The following is an 18,399-nucleotide window of genomic DNA, read 5'->3' on the forward strand; positions in this document are numbered from 1 at the left end:
GCGGGACGTTGTATCCAACTCTTTTGAGGTGGGGATGGCTTGTGCCACTGGATGTGCTGTTATCGGCGCTTGTGTTGGGTTTATTCTGACCTGGGGACCGATCATTTGGGGATTGATTGGCACTCTGAGTGGTTTTACTGTCGGCTATAGTTTATATTACTTTTCTCAAAGAAGGAAAACTCACTCAAAATCCTCTGCATGTGATGCTGAAGCAGCCGTTATGATCCAATGTACGGAAGAACAGTTTGCTGAGATTAAAAAAATTCTGTGGAAATATCATGCCCTTGCTGTAGGACAACTAAATGATCAGCTAAAAGAAAAATAATCCCTTACTGCTATCCGTAAGGGATTATTTGCTGTTTATTGGAAACGAGAATGTAGCGTAATCGTTACTTTGAACAAATCACCATCAACCTCAATCTCCATGTTGCCATCATGCAGATCTACTATCGATTTGGCAATGGCGAGTCCGAGCCCGGAGCCTTCTGTGTGACGGGAGGTGTCCCCTCGTTTGAATCGCTCGAACAGTTCATCGATATCTTCGCCAAGCTCATACTTTGTTACGTTTTTAAACGAGATGATGACCTGGTCCTGCAGCGTTTTTACTGAAATGTACACCCGGGTGTTTTCTAGTGAATATTTAAGGATATTCCCGATCAAGTTATCAAATACCCGCCACATCTTTTGTCCATCAACAATCACATATATCGGTATATCAGGTTTTGTTATCCTGAAATGCAAGGTTGATTCACTGATTGTCTCATTGTGTTCTGCAAGTGCTTGCTGCAAAAGCTGAACAACATCTACTTTTTCTTTTACAAGCTCAATACTGCCGCTCGCCATCTTGGAAGCTTCAAACAAGTCATCAATCAGTACTTTTAACCGTTTGGATTTGCGGTCAATGATTTGGACATACGCATCACGGTCTTCACTGGTCAGGTCAGGCGACTTAAGTAGCTCGGTGTACGTAATAATCGATGTTAAGGGTGTACGCAAGTCATGACTCACATTGGTGATCAGCTCTGTTTTTAACCGCTCACTTTTAGCCTGCTCTTTGCGAGAAAGGTTGACACCTTGCTTTAATGTATTGATGTTGGCTGCATGTACTGCCAGCACCGATTTCCCGTTCACTGGCAGGTCAGGCTCGTAATTTCCTTTCGCCAACTCATTCACATTGGCGATGATCCGATTAAAATAGCCAATTCGTCTCATGATGACAATAAATAGTGGAATTCCAATTACTAAAAGTGCTGGAAGATACACAGCAATAAAGTCTTCCTCGACAATACATATGATCGCACCTGCCCCAAAAGAAAAGACAACCATAAGTAGCAAGATTACTTGTGTTCCGACTCGACGGTTAAGGAATACATCCCGTACCATTTGAAATAACCGATTGAGAATACTTTTTTGCCAGTCTTCTTTTAGGTTCTCCCCCTTTTTGTATCTCGTTAAGAGGAACTTACCTTGCACCAGCGCTAATCCAAGAACAACGGCTGTCATCACTAAATCAATCAGCTTGTTTTCAATTGCACTATATATTGTTTCGTAGTAGTAAAGCGCGCTGTTCTTTAACAAAAAAACCAGTAAGAGTAGACCGGTAAAGCCCAACACCGCTATCCGCAGGTCTAATGGGATTCGGTTGTAGTAGGGCGACCATTTCTCCGTGAGAGTGATCGCAGACCCAATGAGTTGCGTTCTTTTTACGACCAAGATACTTATGATTAACGCAAGTATCGCACCAATTGTGTAAATGTAGAATATGGTTTGCTTCTGTTGGAACTCATAGTAGTTTGCAAGAATGGCACTAGAGTAAGATGAATTTTGCGGGACGGCAATCTGCCCCTCAAACGTCCTTGTCTCTCCTTCAAGAAGTGGTGTTACTACTTCATCAAAACCGATAAAGTTATAACCCCTTCCCACTGTAAGAAAATCAAAAGTGGAGGAAGGATAGTTTCGAATGTACAACGTATCCTGCTGCGAAAAAACGTCTGTGGAAGACGAGGTATTCGTAACATTGACGTTCGTATGCACTTTCCCTGATTGGGTATCTTTTAAATAATAGAGAAATGCCGTCTTGTACCTTGCAAACTCTGATCGGTAATTCTCCACTTGTCGAAAGTAATCATCAATCTTTTTTTCTTTTTCTTTGACGATCTTGGCCCGTACATGATCATCACTGGTAAAATTTTGGCTAATGTCGGTAATTTTTTTGTCTCTTTCTAGAGTCAAAGCATCCGCTACTTCTTTATTTTTTGTAGCTATTGCTTCCTGAATCCGATCCTCGTACTGACTTTTAATATTGGCAATTTGTTGTGATAAATCACCATACCGAAAGCGATGCTCGTTAATCTCGTCTTCTGTAACGGCCACTTTCCTTTTCAAATCTTCCTTAACGGTCTCATTCAGCTCGTACATGCTGAGGTACATAACAAATTGATCCAACTCAGCCTCAAATTGCTGCGTATGAAAATAGTCTGGTTTGCTATATTCACCGGCCTTATCCAGCCCCGAAATGACCCCATTTAATCCATAAGAAAAAAGTAGAAGCCAAACGGCAATGGAAATACTATTTTTCCATTTTATATCCAATTCCCCACACCACCTTTAAGTATCTCGGGTTTTTCGGATCAATTTCGATTTTTTCCCGGATTTTTCGGATATGGACGGCGACAGTATTCTCGGCATTGTAACCGGGTTCCTTCCATACACGCTCATAGATTTCATTAATAGAGAACACGCGCCCCGCATTCGTCATGAGCAGTTCAACGATTTTATATTCGATTGGTGTTAATTTGACGGATTCCCCTTGAACAGTGACTTCTTTGGCAGATTGGTCCAACGTAAGCCCCTTCAGATCAATCACCTTGTCACTGCCCTCATATGTCCCCAACGTAACATATCTTCTCAGATGCGATTTTACTCTCGCGATCAGCTCCAGTGGGTTAAACGGCTTCGTAACATAATCATCAGCCCCTACCTGCAGGCCGAGAATCTTATCTGTATCTTCACTTTTTGCGCTCAAAATGATGATTGGAATATTCTTTTCTTCACGGATTTTAAATGTAGTAGAAATCCCGTCTAACCGAGGCATCATAATATCTAAAATAATTAAATGTATGTCATGTTCATTCAACTTTTCAATTGCTTCAATACCATCCTGCGCTTTGATGACGACGATTCCTTCATTCTTTAAATATATTTCAATCCCATCTCGAATCTCTTTCTCATCATCGACAACGAGTACATAATACGGATTCATCTTGTTTCACGCTCCTTTCTATAGCATTTCACTACTGTATTTTGATCATGTCAACATTGTAATGGACGAATCTTAACATTCATTCAGCATAAAACTTAAGAATTTCTTAACTTTGGGCTATCTTTTTCTGAAGATGAAAATAAAAAAAGCATGCCACACAAATGAATGGCACACTCTTTTTGCTCTCTTTTATAATTTCTGGGTACTTATTGCACCCTGATTGTCGACTTTCAACAGGAAGTACGACCCGTCTGGTGATTGAAGCACGTTTGGCTGAAATCGATCATATTTGCGCGGAAACGTGTCAGGATCGTAATAGCCCTCTAGCACGGAGAACCATTCAATATCATACGTACATGCTTGATTCGAGCCAAAACCGACTTTTAATTTGCCTGCTGCATCACTTTTGCATGCGGCCGTCGCTACAGTAGGGCCGCCATTGAAGTTGTAATAGTGACGACGATCAGAAGGAAGTAACGTTGTCTCAGGCGCTCCGTAGAATCCGAAGTGTCCCTTGGTTCCGTCACTCTGAAGTTGAAACAGGGCAGCTAATGTATAAACCGTGTTGGGTTTTAGACCAGAGATTGTTCTGAAAAAATACATGCCTTTTGCCATCAGAAACGTCACTCGCAATGCTTTGGCACACTCTCCTGCGATGGAAGGAATAATGGTGCAAGTTGGCGTTCCGTTGTAAACAGCCCATCCTGCGGGAATTCCTCCTATAAGCGTGTTGAACTCTCCCTGAGGAAAGTTAAAGTCGCGTACATTCGACCGATTGCCAAAGTCAACCTGCTTGATTGCGTTCGGATGGACGACAACAGGACCATGATTTCGATAGACACGAATCTTTTTGCAATCTGCATCAATGTAAGTCTGCCTGTAATTTGAATAGAATGCATCATCGAAGTCATAGCTTGAATACGAGTTCGAAATCGTAATATTTCGGGAATTACCCGTTACATATACGCTTGATCGATTGTCGCCTATACCGTTTGCTTCCAGTGTAATGCCATTTGAATCAACAATCTTAATTCGATGTCCCGAGTCTAGCCCAGCCTCGAAATAGTTTCCGCCCAGGAAGAGACCTTGGCGATTTTCGATCAAAATATCCGTCTCGACATTCTCCTCGAAAATACACCCCGTGATCGATGACTTCCTGGGTGCATAGAGCCCATTGCGCTTGTTTTCGATGAAGTGGGCACCAGTAAAGCTAAGCCCTTGTACATTGGTATCGGAATAAAAACCGTCTATCTCATTCCGATAGAACTGGGAGGCACGGACTACACCCACCCATGACTGATAAGCATATAATCCGTGTCCTTTGTTGTACTTGAACTGACAGTCATCAATCAGGTAGGAGCTGACACTTTCCAGATGCAGCCCGTCACCTCCCGAATTTTGAAACGTCAAGCCCCTCAACACTACGTTGTCACGTTTGTTACCCATCCGATTTCCAATTTGAACGAGGACACCATTGTGCGCGGCAGTTCCACGAATAACGGACCTGCTTCCTCCTGCACCAACAAGAGCAAAGTGCCCGAAGTCAGCGTTGATTGTAGCTGAAATCATGTATGTTCCATCAGGAAAATAAACCGTACCTGTCCCCATGCTTTTAACATGGTTGACAGCATTCTGGATTGAAGTTGTGTCGTCTGTTGATCCGTCACCTTTTGCTCCGAACCACTTCACATTTACACTATGATCATTGAATTCTTCTTCAATGATCTTGAAATTCTCGTTTAGATCCGTACTATTCAGACTTGAGTTGGACGAGAATATGTTCATTTTCATCAGATCCGTCTTCTGGGTTCCCATTCTCATTCCCCCTCTAAACAGAGTTGTCTATTTTTATTACATTATTCTTGAAATAGAATGTAGTGCTGGGTAAACGAATTAAAAACAGCCGATACACCATGAATTTGGTGTAGCCGGCTGTTCTGTTTTCGTCTCACTTCATCAAATTCTTCACTAATTGACTGCGATTTTTACTGTTTGTTTTTTGGAAAATGAGAGAGAGAGCTTTTTTCACCGTAATCTCACTAATGTACAGGCGGTCAGCAATTTCTTTGTTCGTGAGTCCTTCCAAAAGTAATGAAGTGATTTCCTGCTCTCTTGGTGTAAGAATAGACCTTGTATTTGATCCCGACTCTTCCACCACTTCCTGCTCTTCCTTTTCCTCTTCTTCTGGTTGGATTCCTAGCTGGTGCAGCATTTTGGTTAGATACTCTTTCAGTCGATTTCCCCTCGTATCCAAAACATATGTCGGAGTTGGCGTCTTTCCATCGTAGTCTGTATGGTACACACCCTCTGCTACACTGCACCCCAGACTGAGATGGATATCCCGAAACATCGGTAATGGCGGAGGGGATGCTACGATAAAACCTCCTGACAGAAAGAGAGAAATAAAATGCAATCCGGCTGCTGCCCTCGAGGTCTCATCTTCAAAGCTCGGTATATCTATCGACTTGACGAACCAGCCTGCTTTTGTATTCTCAGGCACCTTTAATTCCTTTACCTGTTTCGCTCCCAGACTCTTAAAGTAGGCACTGGATAAGGGATTGTTAGACAGGTAATCAACTGTTTTCTCGTTGATCGGAATCGCAACTGACAGACCTGCAACCTGACCTTCGGCATTACGAAACAGCTTAACGATACCTGGATCAATTTCATAAAGTTCTTGCAGATTTACGTGCCTCAAAGGCATCAGATTCTCTTGTTCCGTCATAAAAAACTCAAATTTTTCCGTAGTATCCGGGGTCGAAAATACAACATTGTCATCTTTTGCTGACTGTTTGCGCCAATTAATATACGCTTGGGCTTCTGCGAAGTTCGATTGATCCAGCGGCTCAAAGTAATAAGGCGACGTAGCCTGATAAAAGAATGCATGAATGATATTTGTTCCAAGGTAGTAAAACCATTCACTGCTCTCCCACTCCACGTCTCCTTGATTCGCTTGTTTCATAATTTTGTTGTAGTGATAAAGAGCACTTCTTTTCCACAGTTCGTTAAATCGCTCTGGTGTGCGCTTTCGCAGCTCCTGGCCAATCGCAGCCCGCACCAGGTCATGAAAAATCCATCCTCTTTTCACCTTTCTTACAAACGACAGGTTAATCACGTCTGAAAACTCCGTGGATTGAACCGAACTGTCTACCACAAAGGAAAGGATATCCTGATTAAATTGCCGCAATACAGCAGCCGCTTCTACCAATTGACGCATTTGTTCGTTCGGTACTTCCTTTAGCCACAGTTGGACAACTACGGAAAAGATGTCTTCATCCGTTCCCATTCCGCTAACCTCTGAGGCATTGTAAGCAGCAAGGGATAAAGTGAGGGGATGCCCTTTTGTTTTCTTCCAAATATCATACGTCAAGCTATCATCGATTTCGTACTTTTGCAGATACTCCTTCACTTCAGAGAAATTCAATTCTCCCAAAGGCATCCGATAGATCAGCTTGCGCCATGCAGGGGACAATAACCAGGAATTTTGCAGCGGATACCTGCCAGAGATAATACCGAGTATCCCCGGAGGCAGTTTCGGAAAGAAATGCTCCTTGAACCAGTGCTCCAGCTCGCCCAATTCCTCATAGGTATCGAAGACGAGGATTACTTTTTTGCGTGGAACTTCCTGATGCAGGAGATTTATACAATCGTTGATGGATGTAGAGGAACCAGATAGCGTCTGATTAAAACAGGATAAAATATGCCCACACAGTCCTTCTGGCGTATGGATAAAGTCCCTTGCGTCAATTTCCACATAGTTCACATCATGACCAATTGCTATGCGTCTGAACTCATCGAGCAGGAAACTCTTCCCCACACCGCCCATTCCAAAAATATTAATGATCTTCTCTTGTCGCTTCCCAGTTAGAAACTGCATGAATGTTTCAATTTCTTGCTTACGACCAACTAAAAACTGCTTTTCAATATCATCAATGTCATTTTCAACCCGTTCACTGTGCATTGGCTAACCACCTAATTTTTGGATATACACTTTAGTATACAACCGATTTTATCCGAAGGTATAGTATTTTTCTGAATCTTCGTTTGTTACATTATATGAGCAAACAGCAAAAAAAAGGAAAAGAAAGGAAGTTATTGCATGGGAGCTCGGTTTCTTAAAATCGCAGTTATTTATTTTCTAATTGGGGTCTTTATGGGAATGTTTATGTCGATGACTCAGCAATTCCAGTTCGCTCCATCACACGCTCACATCAACTTGTTGGGCTGGGTATCATTAGCTTTGGCAGGAGTCATTTATGTGTTATTTCCGAAAGCAGGAGAAAGTCGTCTGGGAAAATGGCATTTCTGGTTGCACAACCTTGGCTTGCCCGTGATGATGATTGGTCTCGTGGTTCTCGAATCAGGCAATCCAACAGTAGAACCAGTAATTGTGATTGGAGCGAATATTTTAACTGTAGGCATCATCCTGTTTGTGATTAACGTGTTGCTCAACGTCAAGGCTTCAGAGATTTCAATCAGCACCGCAAAGAAAGACAAATTTACAGCATAGATCAGGAGAGATCGTATGACACCCGACAACCAATTGTTTCAAATGATTACAGGAAGATTTATTTCGCAGTGCCTTTATGTCGCAGCTTCTACTGGAGTAGCCGATTATCTGAAGGATGGTCCACGCAGCATCCATGAGCTAGCCGTGGATACCTCGACGAATGAAAGAAATTTGTACCGCCTTTTACGCACATTAGCAAGCGTTGGTGTGTTTCAGGAAACCGAGAAGGGCATTTTTGAGCTTACCCCTATGGGTTCTCTTCTCCAGTCCGATGTTCGTGGTTCACTTCGAAACGCAGCAATCATGTATGGTTCCCCCTATCACGTTCAGGCCTGGGAAGAATTGCTCGAAAGTGTACAAACGGGAAAAACCGCATTTGCAAAGGCACATAACTCATCGGTCTTCGAATATTTTCAGGATCACCCGGATGATTTTCTGACGTTCTCCAAAACGATGACAGGACTATCTGATATGGTAAATGTTCCTGTATGTGAAAGCTATCATTTTTCTGAAATTCGTACAGTTATCGATATAGGCGGTGGTCATGGCAGCCTGTTACAGATGATTTTACAGAAGAATTCACATGTACACGGTGCCTTGTTTGATATGCCGCCCGTTCTCACTGGTGCTACACCTATTGATCGCTGTGAATTTATCACGGGGAACTTTTTTGAATCGATTCCCGCAGGCTTTGATGCCTACCTGATGAAATTTGTCCTTCATGACTGGACTGATGAGCAAGCCGTTCACATCCTAAGAAACTGTCGTCAAGCAATCCCTGACCATGGAAAACTTCTTGTGATCGAATATCTGATTCCAGAGGGAAATCAGCCATCGCCTGCCAAATTGATTGATATCGAGATGATGGTGATGACAGGAGGCAAGGAACGGACGGAAGCTGAGTTTGGCAAACTCTTTGAAACTGCCGGATTTGAGTTAAACCGGGTGATTGCAACTCCTTCCCCTTTGGTCATTTTGGAAGCAGTTCCGAAACAATAAAAAATTACCTGTGCTGGCTCTATTACAGAGTCAGCATTCGTGCTTGGAAAAAGCAAGTTCGATTGTGAATACGGCTGATTGACAAGAATTAAGTTTAGATACTATACTAAATTCCATGGATAAATTCAATCAATCAAACAACAATTATCATGGAAGTCACCAAATTGGCCGACTGATTATGCAACTCAGGCGGCTTGAACGCCAACCCCAAGCTTTTGGGAAAGCAGGAACCTTGACACCAAGCGAAATCCACACCATTGACGCGATCGGATATGATGGCGGTATTTTGATGAGTGAGCTGGCAACTCGCCTGGGCGTTACGAAAGGGGCCGTCACACAGCTTATCGTACGTTTGGAAGCAAAAGGACTCGTGACTCGCACTCCGCATCCGACAGACTCAAGAGCAATTGTGATTTCACTAACCGACAAAGGAAAGGAGGCCTATACAGCCCACGAAGAAGTACATGTCCAATTTTATGAAAACCTTCGGAGTCAATTAAGCGAAAATGAGATTGAGATTTTCGAGAAGTGTATAGATAAATTATGTGATTTTCTCCAGAGATAAATTTTTTTTGCCCATTTAGTTTAGTAACTATACTATATTGAAGCAAGCTCCATTATGCAGCATGTCCCCGCAGAGCAGCACTAGGGCTTGCCATAGTACAAACCACATTTTAGTAGCAGGGAGAGATTTTGATGAAGGAACATATTGTCGTGGTTGGAGGGTATGGTCATGTGGGGCAAACCATTTGCAGGGAGTTGGCAGAGATCTATCCGGGCAAAGTGTTTGCAGCAGGAAGGAGTTTAGAACGTGCAGAGCAGTTCTCCCTTTCATCGGGTGGGAAGGTCAAACCGATGCAGTTGGATATTCGAGAGCCTGTTCATCCGGATGTTTGGAACTCCGTCAAACTGATCATTATGTGTCTGGACCAGGAAAACCCCGCCTTCGTCCAGTCTTGTTTCGAAACCGGAACTCATTATATAGACATTTCCGCAAACTCATCCTTTCTTTCTCAGGTGAAAAGCTTGCACTCAATAGCCTCAGCAAATCACTCAACCGCCGTTCTAAGCATCGGTCTTGCGCCAGGTCTGACAAATCTGCTTGCTCTCCATGCTACTCGTCTAATGGATCAGACTGAATTGATCGACATCAGCATTATGCTAGGTTTGGGAGATCAGCATGGGAAAGCAGCTATCGAATGGACAATCGATAACCTGAGCACCAGCTTTGAAGTCGTAGCAAATGGCAGCAAAGTAGCAGTTGCCAGCTTCACGGATGGCAAAGCTACCTATTTCGGATCAAACCTAGGACATAGAAAAGCCTACCGCTTTAATTTCTCGGACCAACATTCTATTCCCGAGACACTAGGGATTCCATCGGTTTCCACACGTCTTTGTTTCGATTCCCCAGTAATGACACAGTTGCTTGCCTGGTTGAGAGCATCGGGAGTTTTTCGTTTGCTAAAGGCGAAGCCGTTTCGCAAGGCAGCCGTTCAATCATTCGGTAAACTACGATTCGGTAAAGAGATGTTTGCCCTAAAAATCGATGCTCGGGGCAAAAAGAATGGAAAGGACGTATTCATCGAGTGCTTCGCCCAAGGGAAAAACGAGGCGATTATTACTGCTAAGGTAGCTGCTGCTGTAGCAGATGTCGTTTATCGTTCCAATCTACCGCACGGGATTTATCATATTGACCAGTTGTTCGATTTGGAGCGTGTCATGCCTCTTCTAGAGCAAGTAGTTAAAATTAATACCGTTATGAATGGTAACTCGTCGTGAATGAGAAAGAAAAACAAGGCATCCTCCACCTACATCAGATGCCTTGTTTGCTTATCAATCGCAGTCCAAATCTCGTAAGAACTTCTCTCTGTTCCCGAGAAAGCTCTTCGTAATGATATAGTGATCCGTTTGTTCATAGGCTACTTCTGAAATTGATTCCTCAAAACTCAATATCTGAGCACCGGGAAAGCCCATCAGAATGGGAGAATGAGTGGCAATGATGAATTGAGCATTACAGTCTTTGACCAGATCACGAATGATGCCGAGAAAAGCCAATTGTCTTGCGGGAGATAGCGCTGCCTCTGGTTCATCCAACAGGTAAATCCCTTTGTTTCGAAACCGATTGTGAAACAACGATAAAAACGATTCTCCATGGGACTGTTTGTGCAAGGAGCGACTACCATACGCAGGAGACATGCCTACTTCTTCAAGGTAGGAAGCAAAGTGATAGAAGCTTTCCGCCCGAAAGAAGAAGCCGTTCGTGACTTTGGGGAGCCAGGATAAACGAATGTACTCACCCAATGTGGAGCTTGCCGCATCGACATGATAGCTATTGTTCCTGCTGCCTCCTGCTGTGTTAAAGCCACATTGGTAGGCGATTGCTTCTAACAAGGTTGATTTTCCTGACCCGTTTTCCCCTACAAAAAAAGTAACACTATGGTTAATTTCGATCGTTTCGGTTTTGTCCAGCCATGGCAGGTTAAACGGATGGTTGTTTCTTTGCGCTGGAAAATTCCTTTTCAAGATCGAGATCTCTTTCAAATAATTCATTGAGCTAACTCACCCTGCTTACTCTTTCTGTAAAAAGGTACTTGGCATTACCACAGCAATGACTTCGCCACGGGCACAAAGGGTGTCATTCGCATAGACCTCCGTTTGAACGCTCCACCTCTTGGGGTGGATTTCCTGTACAGTCCCGATCGCTTTCAAAGGAACGCCGTCTGGAGTTGGCGCTAGAAAATCAACTTTTAGGGACGCCGTCACAAAACGAGGCGGTTCCGATCCGTCTCCCGGCTCATGCCCATTCTTGCGATGCAATGCCAGCGCAGCCGATCCTGTTCCGTGACAATCGATTAACGAGGCAATCAGCCCGCCATAAACGAATCCCGGCAACGCCATATGATGAGTCTGCGGTATATAAATCGTTACCGTGTTCTCTCCTTGCCAACCTGTACGGAAATGATGACCGTCCTTGTTTAACCGACCACACCCGTAACACCAGGCAAAATCATCTGGATAATCATCCTGAATCGCATGTACCACCTTTTCAATCATTGCTACCCCTCCCTTTTTTTGAAAAGTATACCATGTCTAGGTAGCAAAACGCCCCATCCTCATTACATGGATAGGGCGGTCTCCATTCTACTCATCCAGCTTCAGCTTAGCAAGCGCATCTCGTAAGGCCGTGTTCATCCCTTCCCCATCGGCCTTGTCCTGTTGTTTCAAGTAGTTCGATACTTCTTTCTTGGACACTTTGCTTCCCTTTTCCTTGTTTCTTCGTTCATTAAAGGTCGTCAGTTTTTCCCTATGTCCGCAACTGCACACAAAGATTTGTCCTTCGCCTTCTCCACGCAGCTCCAGCTTTTTACGGCATTGCGGGCATCTGGCATTCGTTACTTTAGCGACACCTTTCCGATAGCCGCATTCTCGATCCTGACATACCTGCATTTTACCCTTTTTGCCGTTTACCTCTAATAAAAACTTCCCACACTCGGGACACTTCGTCCGGGTCAGGTTATCATGTCTGAATTTCTTGTCACTGTACTTGATCTCCTGCACCACTGTTTTTGCGTAGTTTTTCATATCAGCGATAAATGCCTGTTTATTGAGTGTACCCTTGGCGATTTGCCCGAGCTTCCGCTCCCACTCTGCCGTTAACGTAGGGGACTGCAGCTCCTTTGGAACCAATTCGAGAAGCTGCTTTCCTTTTGAGGTGATAAAGATGCTTCTTCCCTTCTTCTCGATCAAGAAACTGTTGAACAGCTTCTCAATAATATCGGCACGAGTCGCTACCGTTCCCAGCCCACCCGTTTCCCCGATTGTCTTCACTAGTTCTTTGTCCTCGTTATTCATATATTTTACCGGGTTTTCCATGGCAGACAGCAGACTTGCCTCGTTAAATGGCTCTGGAGGTTTCGTCTCTCCCTTTGTCTCGGAAAGGGACGTAATGGCTAACCGATCACCTTTATTGATCGTTGGCAATAATTGTTCGGTTATGCCGTCTTTGGTTTCCTCTTCTTCCACATCATGCTCGTAAACTTCTTTCCAGCCAGGAGCAAGCACCCGCTTTCCCTTTGCTACAAAGATTTCTTCACCAATCTTTGCTCTGATGGTCGTCTGTTCATATTCAAAAGGTGGTGACAGAACGGCCAGGAAGCGCTTGACTACAAGATCAAAAATCTTTCGTTCCTTGTCACTCAGCTTTCCGAGGAAAACTGGCTGTTCCGTCGGGATAATGGCATGGTGATCGGAAACTTTGCTGTCATCGACGAACGACTTGTTAGGATGAATCGGCGTGCGCAGGATTTTAGCCACCACCGGAGCATAGGGCTTCACTTGAATGGCTTGCAGGCGATCCTTCAAGGTATCTACGATGTCGGATGACAGGTAACGGGAGTCCGTACGAGGATACGTCAGCACCTTGTGATTTTCATAGAGTCCTTGCATAATCGACAGCGTCTCTTTTGCCGAATAGCCGAAAAGCTTATTTGCATCCCGCTGCAGTTCAGTCAAATCGTACAGTTGTGGAGCAAAGCTCTTTTTATTTGTTTTGGATACGTCTATTACTTCGGCACTTTTGTTTTTTGACGAAGACAAGACTTGATCTCTCTTCTCTCGGGAAAACGTCCGTACGTCCTTCGTTTGGCTATCCTGCCATTGCAGTCGCAGCTTATTTGCAGCTACGGCGACCACTCCATAAAATTCTTTCGGAATAAAGCTTCGAATCTCTTCTTCTCTCTTGGCAATGATCGCAAGTGTCGGTGTCTGCACTCGCCCGCAAGAGAGCTGGGCATTATGCTTGCACGTCAAAGCACGTGTCGCATTGATGCCTACCACCCAATCAGCTTCGGCTCGGGCAACAGCCGATGCGTACAGATTCTCGTATTCCTTGCCGGGTTTCAGATTACGGAATCCGTCTTTGATCGCCTTGTCCGTAACCGAGGATGTCCACAGTCGTCTGATCGGCTTTTTGACGTGAGCCATTTCGAGAATCCATCTGCCGACAAGCTCCCCTTCACGACCGGCATCCGTAGCAATGACAATCTCCTTTACATCATTGCGGGTACATTGCTTTTTGACGATTTGAAATTGCTTGCTGCTCTCTTTAATGACAACCAGCTTCATCGACGAAGGGAGAATCGGCAATTCCTCCAGACGCCATGAACGGTACTGCTCACCATACACCTCGGGATCAGCCAGCGTAACGAGATGGCCCAACGCCCACGTCACGATGTATTTTTCCCCCTCAAAAAATCCATTTCCTTTCTGATTGCATTGCATAACTCGTGCTATATCACGTCCGACGGAAGGCTTCTCCGCCAATATCAAAGTCTTGCTCATATGTAACTTCCTTTCAATCGGGTTACTATTGCCCCGGTTGTTCATCTATGGTAAGCTTCGCAGTGTTTGCCCCTCCTGTCAAATCAGGAAAAAAATGTGCAACAAACACGGGAGTTACACGTCTACATCTAATAGAGAGAGTTGTCAGAATATCAACTAGTTTTGGAGGATTCTAAGAATGCATCTTCGTAAATGGTTTACCCTGCTTTTCTTGTTCGTGTTATGCGTCCCTTCAACAAACAATACAGTTCATGCGCAAACGGCTAACCGTATCAGCATCTTTTTAGATGGTACTCAGGTAAACAGTGATGTTGCCCCTTACATAATACCGAAACAAAATGTCACGATGGTTCCGTTGCGAGTGATCAGTGAAAGCCTTGGGGCGAAAGTGTCTTGGACACAAAGCAACCAAACAGCAACAATTACTTCTAATCAAATGATCATTAAAATGGCCACAGATCAAAAGCACGCTCTGGTAAACGGCAACCATGTAACTCTGGATGCTTCCGTTCAGAACAAACAGGGACGCATCATGGTTCCACTTCGTTTTGTAAGTGAAAAACTGGGCCTCCAAGTTTCTTGGGACCAAGCGACCCGTACAATCGCATTACAATCTGGCACCATCCAGTCAAATGAGCCAGTAGATCAAGGTCCTCCGCCTGATATTATTGGGAATCTACCGAGTTCGAGTTCTTCCCTAAGAGGCGTGTGGGTCTCTACCGTATACAATCTCGATTGGCCGTCCAGCGGTTCGATCAGCAATCGTGAGAAACAACAACAGGAGTACATTCAGTTATTGCAAGAACTACAAGGTATGGGAATCAATTCGGTGTTTGTTCAGGTACGCCCTTCCGCAGATGCGATTTATCCCTCTGCCTTCGTTCCCTGGTCCAAGTATTTGACAGGAAAACAAGGACAAGACCCTGGATATGATCCACTTGCGTTCATGATTGAAGAGACACATAAGCAAGGAATGCAATTTCATGCCTGGTTCAATCCATTTCGGGCCAATCCTGATGCGAAAATAGATCAGCTTGCCTCTAATCATGTAGCAAAACTTCATCCTGATTGGATTGTGAATGCCAAAAACAAGCTGTACATCAATCCCGGCATCCCAGCAGCTCGTCAACAAATTATTGCGGAGATTATGGAAGTTGTGAATAATTATGAGGTTGACGGCGTGCATCTCGATGACTACTTCTATCCTTCCGATGGTGTTTTTCCCGATGATGCGACGTTCCAAAAAAATAACAGCGGTCGGTTTGCCACAAAAGCAGAATGGCGTCGTGATAACATTAACCAGTTCGTCAAGCAACTGGGAGAATCAATTGACGCAAGTAAACCAACAGTCCAATTTGGTATCAGCCCATTTGGGGTGTGGCGCAACAAATCTGTCGATAGTACAGGCTCAGACACCAAGGCAGGTGTGACTGCCTATGACCACATGCATGCCGATGTGCGGACGTGGATTCAACAGGGATGGATTGATTATGTCACCCCACAAATCTACTGGAGTCTCTCGTTCACTCCTGCCCAGTACGACAAGCTAGTATCCTGGTGGGCTAACGAAGTGAAAAATACCAATGTCAAACTCTACATTGGTCACTCTCCTTATAAGTTGGGAACAAAAGAAGCTGGATGGCAATCTGCCCAGGAAATAATCAATCAGCTACAATACAATACGCAGTTCCCTGAAGTTCAGGGAGATGTATTCTTCAGTGCCAAGGATCTGCGAAAAAATCCGCTTGGAATCAAGGAAGTTCTCAGCAGCTATTTCAGCAGATAAAATATGAAAATCCCCCTTTCCCATAACAGTAGAAATTTTTGATTCTACTCTTGTTAGGGAGGGGGGATTTTTATTTTTTACACATTTGTTCATTGACAATGATTCTCATTACCAATAAACTAGTAACGAATTGAAAAAAATGGAAATCGGTGAGAGGTGATCAAATCGTAGTAAAGCTGCTTGTACACATTCGAAACATGCAACTAGGGCAATTGGATAGGAAAAAGGAAAAGCCGTTACCAGGTCGACTTTGGCCGGTGCAACCTGATAACGGCGTGCGGTAGGATACCCCTATTTTTTTTGTTGTGCAAAAAAAAAGGTCCTTTCTTAATTATAGCAAGGTTTTTGTATCACTGTAAATAATAGGGGGTCCACTAGTAAACAAACATGGCCAAGAGAATACTAGGAGGTTTGTTTAATGACCCAAAAAATGGTAACCAAACAAAAACCGACTACCTCAATCGTGGATTGCATCGGGCATACTCCATTGGTACATCTGAAACGGTTATTTGCCAATAGTGGAGTTGAAGTCTTTGCCAAACTGGAGTTTATGAATCCAGGCGGAAGCATGAAGGACCGACCGGCACGCTATATTATTGAGCAGGGTCTTCGGGATAGGACGATTCGTTCTGGCACACACATCATCGAAAGCACTTCTGGCAATCTGGGAGTTGCCCTTGCGATGGTTTCCAGAGTCTATGGTTTAGCGTTTACGTGCGTTGTTGACCCGAAGATAACGACTGCCAATTTGAAAATCCTACAACAGCTTGGTGCAAATGTTGATATGGTGAGCGAACCGGATGATCAGGGTGGATATTTAAAAACCCGCATCCGTAGAGTGCAGGAATTGTTAAAAACAGATCCCAACAGTTTTTGGATTAATCAATATGCCAACGAAATGAATTGGAAAGCCCATTATTACGGCGCAGGAAGCGAGCTTGTAGAACAACTGGATAGACCAGTAGATTGCCTGGTTGCTGCTGTCAGTACGACTGGAAGCATAATGGGAAACGCACGACGTCTGCGGGAAGCATTTCCTCACATTAAAATTGTTGCTGTCGATGCCGTTGGTTCTGTCATTTTCGGCGCCCCATCGGCTCCCAGGGAACTGCCCGGAATCGGTTCCAGCCGTGTACCAGAATTGCTAAATCGCGATGAAATCGACGAAGTCATTTACGTGAATGACCATGAATCTGTACAAGGGTGCAAGGATCTTCTGTATCACGAAGGGATTTTTGCCGGAGGGTCTTCTGGCTCCGTGATTGCAGCCGTACGCAAGCTGCTTCCGTCTCTTCCCCCATCCTATCGTATTGCCGTCATCTTGCCTGACCGGGGAGACCGCTACCTGGACACTGTTTATGACAACGATTGGGTTTCCCAATTACACACTCCCTAAAAATACCGTACAAATGGAAAGGAGCTTTTCCCATGATTGAGACAAAAAATGAACAAATAGATTTCACATCAAGTGATTCGCCTGCTCTTCTTTACCTGAATAGAAGCGCAATCGGCAGCCTCGGTGGGGACTCATCTGCTATTTATGTAGAGGCAATTACGGAAGTATTAGCCAAACATGCTCGAAAAGAGTTTGTGCAGCCATTGAAACCATATCTGCGAGCGAATGAAAAAAATGGCCACATCGCTGATCGCATCATTGCAATGCCTGCTCATGTCGGGGGAGATGCTGCTGTCTCTGGGATCAAGTGGATTGGAAGCAAGCATGACAATCCACTTCTAAGAGGTCTTGAACGGGCAAGCGGCCTCATCATTCTTAATGACCCGAATACAAACTATCCTGTTTCTGTGATGGAAGCAGGGGTCATTAGCAGCATGCGGACTGCTGCTGTTACAGTAGTGGCTGCTCGTCATTTGGCAAAAAAAGAATTCCGGACGGTATCGTGCATGGGTTGCGGTATTATTGCGAAACGACAATTACAAGCGTTACTTGAACAATTCCCACAGATTGAAACGATCTATCTGTTTGATCTGAATCAACAAGCAGCTGAGCAATTGGTTCAGAGCCTGTCTGAAACATTTGCGAAAGTTACCTTTTCTGTTGAAACAACTGCCGAAGAAGCTGTCCGCCAAGGAGAAGTTGTCGTCACTTGCACAGTAACCGATCAACCATATATTCCTTTCGAATGGCTGCAAAAAGGAGCATTCGTCAGCAATGTATCCATCATGGATGTACATAAAGAAGTGTTCGTGAAGGCTGACAAAGTGGTAGTGGATGACTGGGATCAATCCAATCGAGAGAAAAAGGTGATTAACCAGCTTGTGCTGGAAGGCAAGTTCTCCCAAGAACAGCTACATGCAGAATTGGGGCAAATCCTCATCGGTGAAAAGAGTGGTCGGGAAACGGACGAAGAAATTATTATCCTCAATCCGATGGGAATGGCCATTGAAGATATTGCTTGCGCACAAAAACTGTATCAAAAGGCATTGGAATCGAATATCGGAACAAAACTCTCTTTATATTGATGGATGCATAATCACGGGGTT

Annotated in this window: 14 protein-coding genes and 1 pseudogene; 8 read left to right on the forward strand and 7 right to left on the reverse strand. The window is 44.2% G+C overall.

Features of this window, described 5'->3' with window-relative positions:
- Nucleotides 1-325: pseudogene (locus ACPW7N_RS19765) on the forward strand (hypothetical protein); the annotation flags it as partial.
- Between the two features lie 35 nt (nt 326-360).
- On the opposite strand, the gene ACPW7N_RS19770 reads toward ACPW7N_RS19765, so the two are convergent.
- The 4 genes from ACPW7N_RS19770 to ACPW7N_RS19785 all read right to left on the reverse strand — a co-directional run bounded on the left by ACPW7N_RS19770 (nt 361) and on the right by ACPW7N_RS19785 (nt 7,223).
- Complete coding sequence (locus ACPW7N_RS19770) at nt 361-2,592, reverse strand: sensor histidine kinase (RefSeq protein ID WP_425652882.1); 2,232 nt, start codon at nt 2,590-2,592, stop codon at nt 361-363.
- The gene (locus ACPW7N_RS19775; protein ID WP_425652884.1) at nt 2,570-3,262 is read right to left on the reverse strand and encodes a response regulator transcription factor; all 693 of its coding nucleotides are present in this window, start codon (nt 3,260-3,262) and stop codon (nt 2,570-2,572) included. Before ACPW7N_RS19775 ends, ACPW7N_RS19770 begins: the two co-directional genes overlap by 23 nt.
- A gap of 189 nt (nt 3,263-3,451) precedes the next feature.
- Nucleotides 3,452-5,077: a right-handed parallel beta-helix repeat-containing protein gene (locus ACPW7N_RS19780; protein ID WP_425652886.1), complete on the reverse strand. Its 1,626-nt coding sequence runs from the start codon at nt 5,075-5,077 to the stop codon at nt 3,452-3,454.
- 133 nt (nt 5,078-5,210) lie between these two features.
- Nucleotides 5,211-7,223, reverse strand: a complete 2,013-nt coding sequence (locus tag ACPW7N_RS19785; protein ID WP_425652888.1) for a LuxR C-terminal-related transcriptional regulator — start codon at nt 7,221-7,223, stop codon at nt 5,211-5,213.
- Nucleotides 7,224-7,361: 138 nt separating this feature from the next.
- Between ACPW7N_RS19785 and ACPW7N_RS19790 the strand changes: the two genes are divergently transcribed.
- The 4 genes from ACPW7N_RS19790 (at nt 7,362) to ACPW7N_RS19805 (ending at nt 10,550) form a co-directional block, all read left to right on the forward strand.
- Nucleotides 7,362-7,772 (forward strand): cytochrome-c oxidase, encoded by a 411-nt coding sequence (locus ACPW7N_RS19790; RefSeq protein WP_425652890.1) that lies wholly within the window; start codon nt 7,362-7,364, stop codon nt 7,770-7,772.
- Nucleotides 7,773-7,787: 15 nt separating this feature from the next.
- Entirely contained in the window at nt 7,788-8,771 is a 984-nt protein-coding gene (locus ACPW7N_RS19795; protein WP_425652891.1) for a methyltransferase, read from the forward strand.
- 115 nt (nt 8,772-8,886) lie between these two features.
- A complete protein-coding gene (locus ACPW7N_RS19800; RefSeq protein WP_425652893.1) occupies nt 8,887-9,336 on the forward strand; it encodes a MarR family winged helix-turn-helix transcriptional regulator in 450 nt (149 codons plus the stop codon).
- A 131-nt stretch (nt 9,337-9,467) separates the two neighbouring features.
- Nucleotides 9,468-10,550 carry a saccharopine dehydrogenase family protein gene (locus ACPW7N_RS19805; RefSeq protein ID WP_425652894.1) on the forward strand — a complete coding sequence of 361 codons (1,083 nt, stop codon included), beginning with the start codon at nt 9,468-9,470 and terminating at the stop codon, nt 10,548-10,550.
- A 54-nt stretch (nt 10,551-10,604) separates the two neighbouring features.
- On the opposite strand, the gene ACPW7N_RS19810 is transcribed toward ACPW7N_RS19805, so the two are convergent.
- The 3 genes from ACPW7N_RS19810 to ACPW7N_RS19820 all read right to left on the reverse strand — a co-directional run bounded on the left by ACPW7N_RS19810 (nt 10,605) and on the right by ACPW7N_RS19820 (nt 14,111).
- A complete protein-coding gene (locus tag ACPW7N_RS19810; RefSeq protein ID WP_425652895.1) occupies nt 10,605-11,321 on the reverse strand; it encodes an AAA family ATPase in 717 nt (238 codons plus the stop codon).
- A gap of 18 nt (nt 11,322-11,339) precedes the next feature.
- Complete coding sequence (locus ACPW7N_RS19815) at nt 11,340-11,825, reverse strand: PaaI family thioesterase (protein WP_425652897.1); 486 nt, start codon at nt 11,823-11,825, stop codon at nt 11,340-11,342.
- Between the two features lie 87 nt (nt 11,826-11,912).
- Nucleotides 11,913-14,111: a DNA topoisomerase III gene (locus ACPW7N_RS19820; protein ID WP_425652899.1), complete on the reverse strand. Its 2,199-nt coding sequence runs from the start codon at nt 14,109-14,111 to the stop codon at nt 11,913-11,915.
- Nucleotides 14,112-14,289: 178 nt separating this feature from the next.
- Between ACPW7N_RS19820 and ACPW7N_RS19825 the strand changes: the two genes are divergently transcribed.
- The 3 genes from ACPW7N_RS19825 to sbnB all read left to right on the forward strand — a co-directional run bounded on the left by ACPW7N_RS19825 (nt 14,290) and on the right by sbnB (nt 18,378).
- Nucleotides 14,290-15,897: a family 10 glycosylhydrolase gene (locus ACPW7N_RS19825; protein ID WP_425652900.1), complete on the forward strand. Its 1,608-nt coding sequence runs from the start codon at nt 14,290-14,292 to the stop codon at nt 15,895-15,897.
- A gap of 418 nt (nt 15,898-16,315) precedes the next feature.
- Entirely contained in the window at nt 16,316-17,293 is a 978-nt protein-coding gene (sbnA, locus tag ACPW7N_RS19830; RefSeq protein WP_425652901.1) for a 2,3-diaminopropionate biosynthesis protein SbnA, read from the forward strand.
- 32 nt (nt 17,294-17,325) lie between these two features.
- Nucleotides 17,326-18,378, forward strand: a complete 1,053-nt coding sequence (sbnB, locus tag ACPW7N_RS19835; protein WP_425652903.1) for a 2,3-diaminopropionate biosynthesis protein SbnB — start codon at nt 17,326-17,328, stop codon at nt 18,376-18,378.
- The last annotated feature ends 21 nt before the right edge of the window (nt 18,379-18,399 follow it).

The organism is Brevibacillus nigriterrae, from assembly GCF_049846925.1.
GTDB lineage: Bacteria > Bacillota > Bacilli > Brevibacillales > Brevibacillaceae > Brevibacillus_H.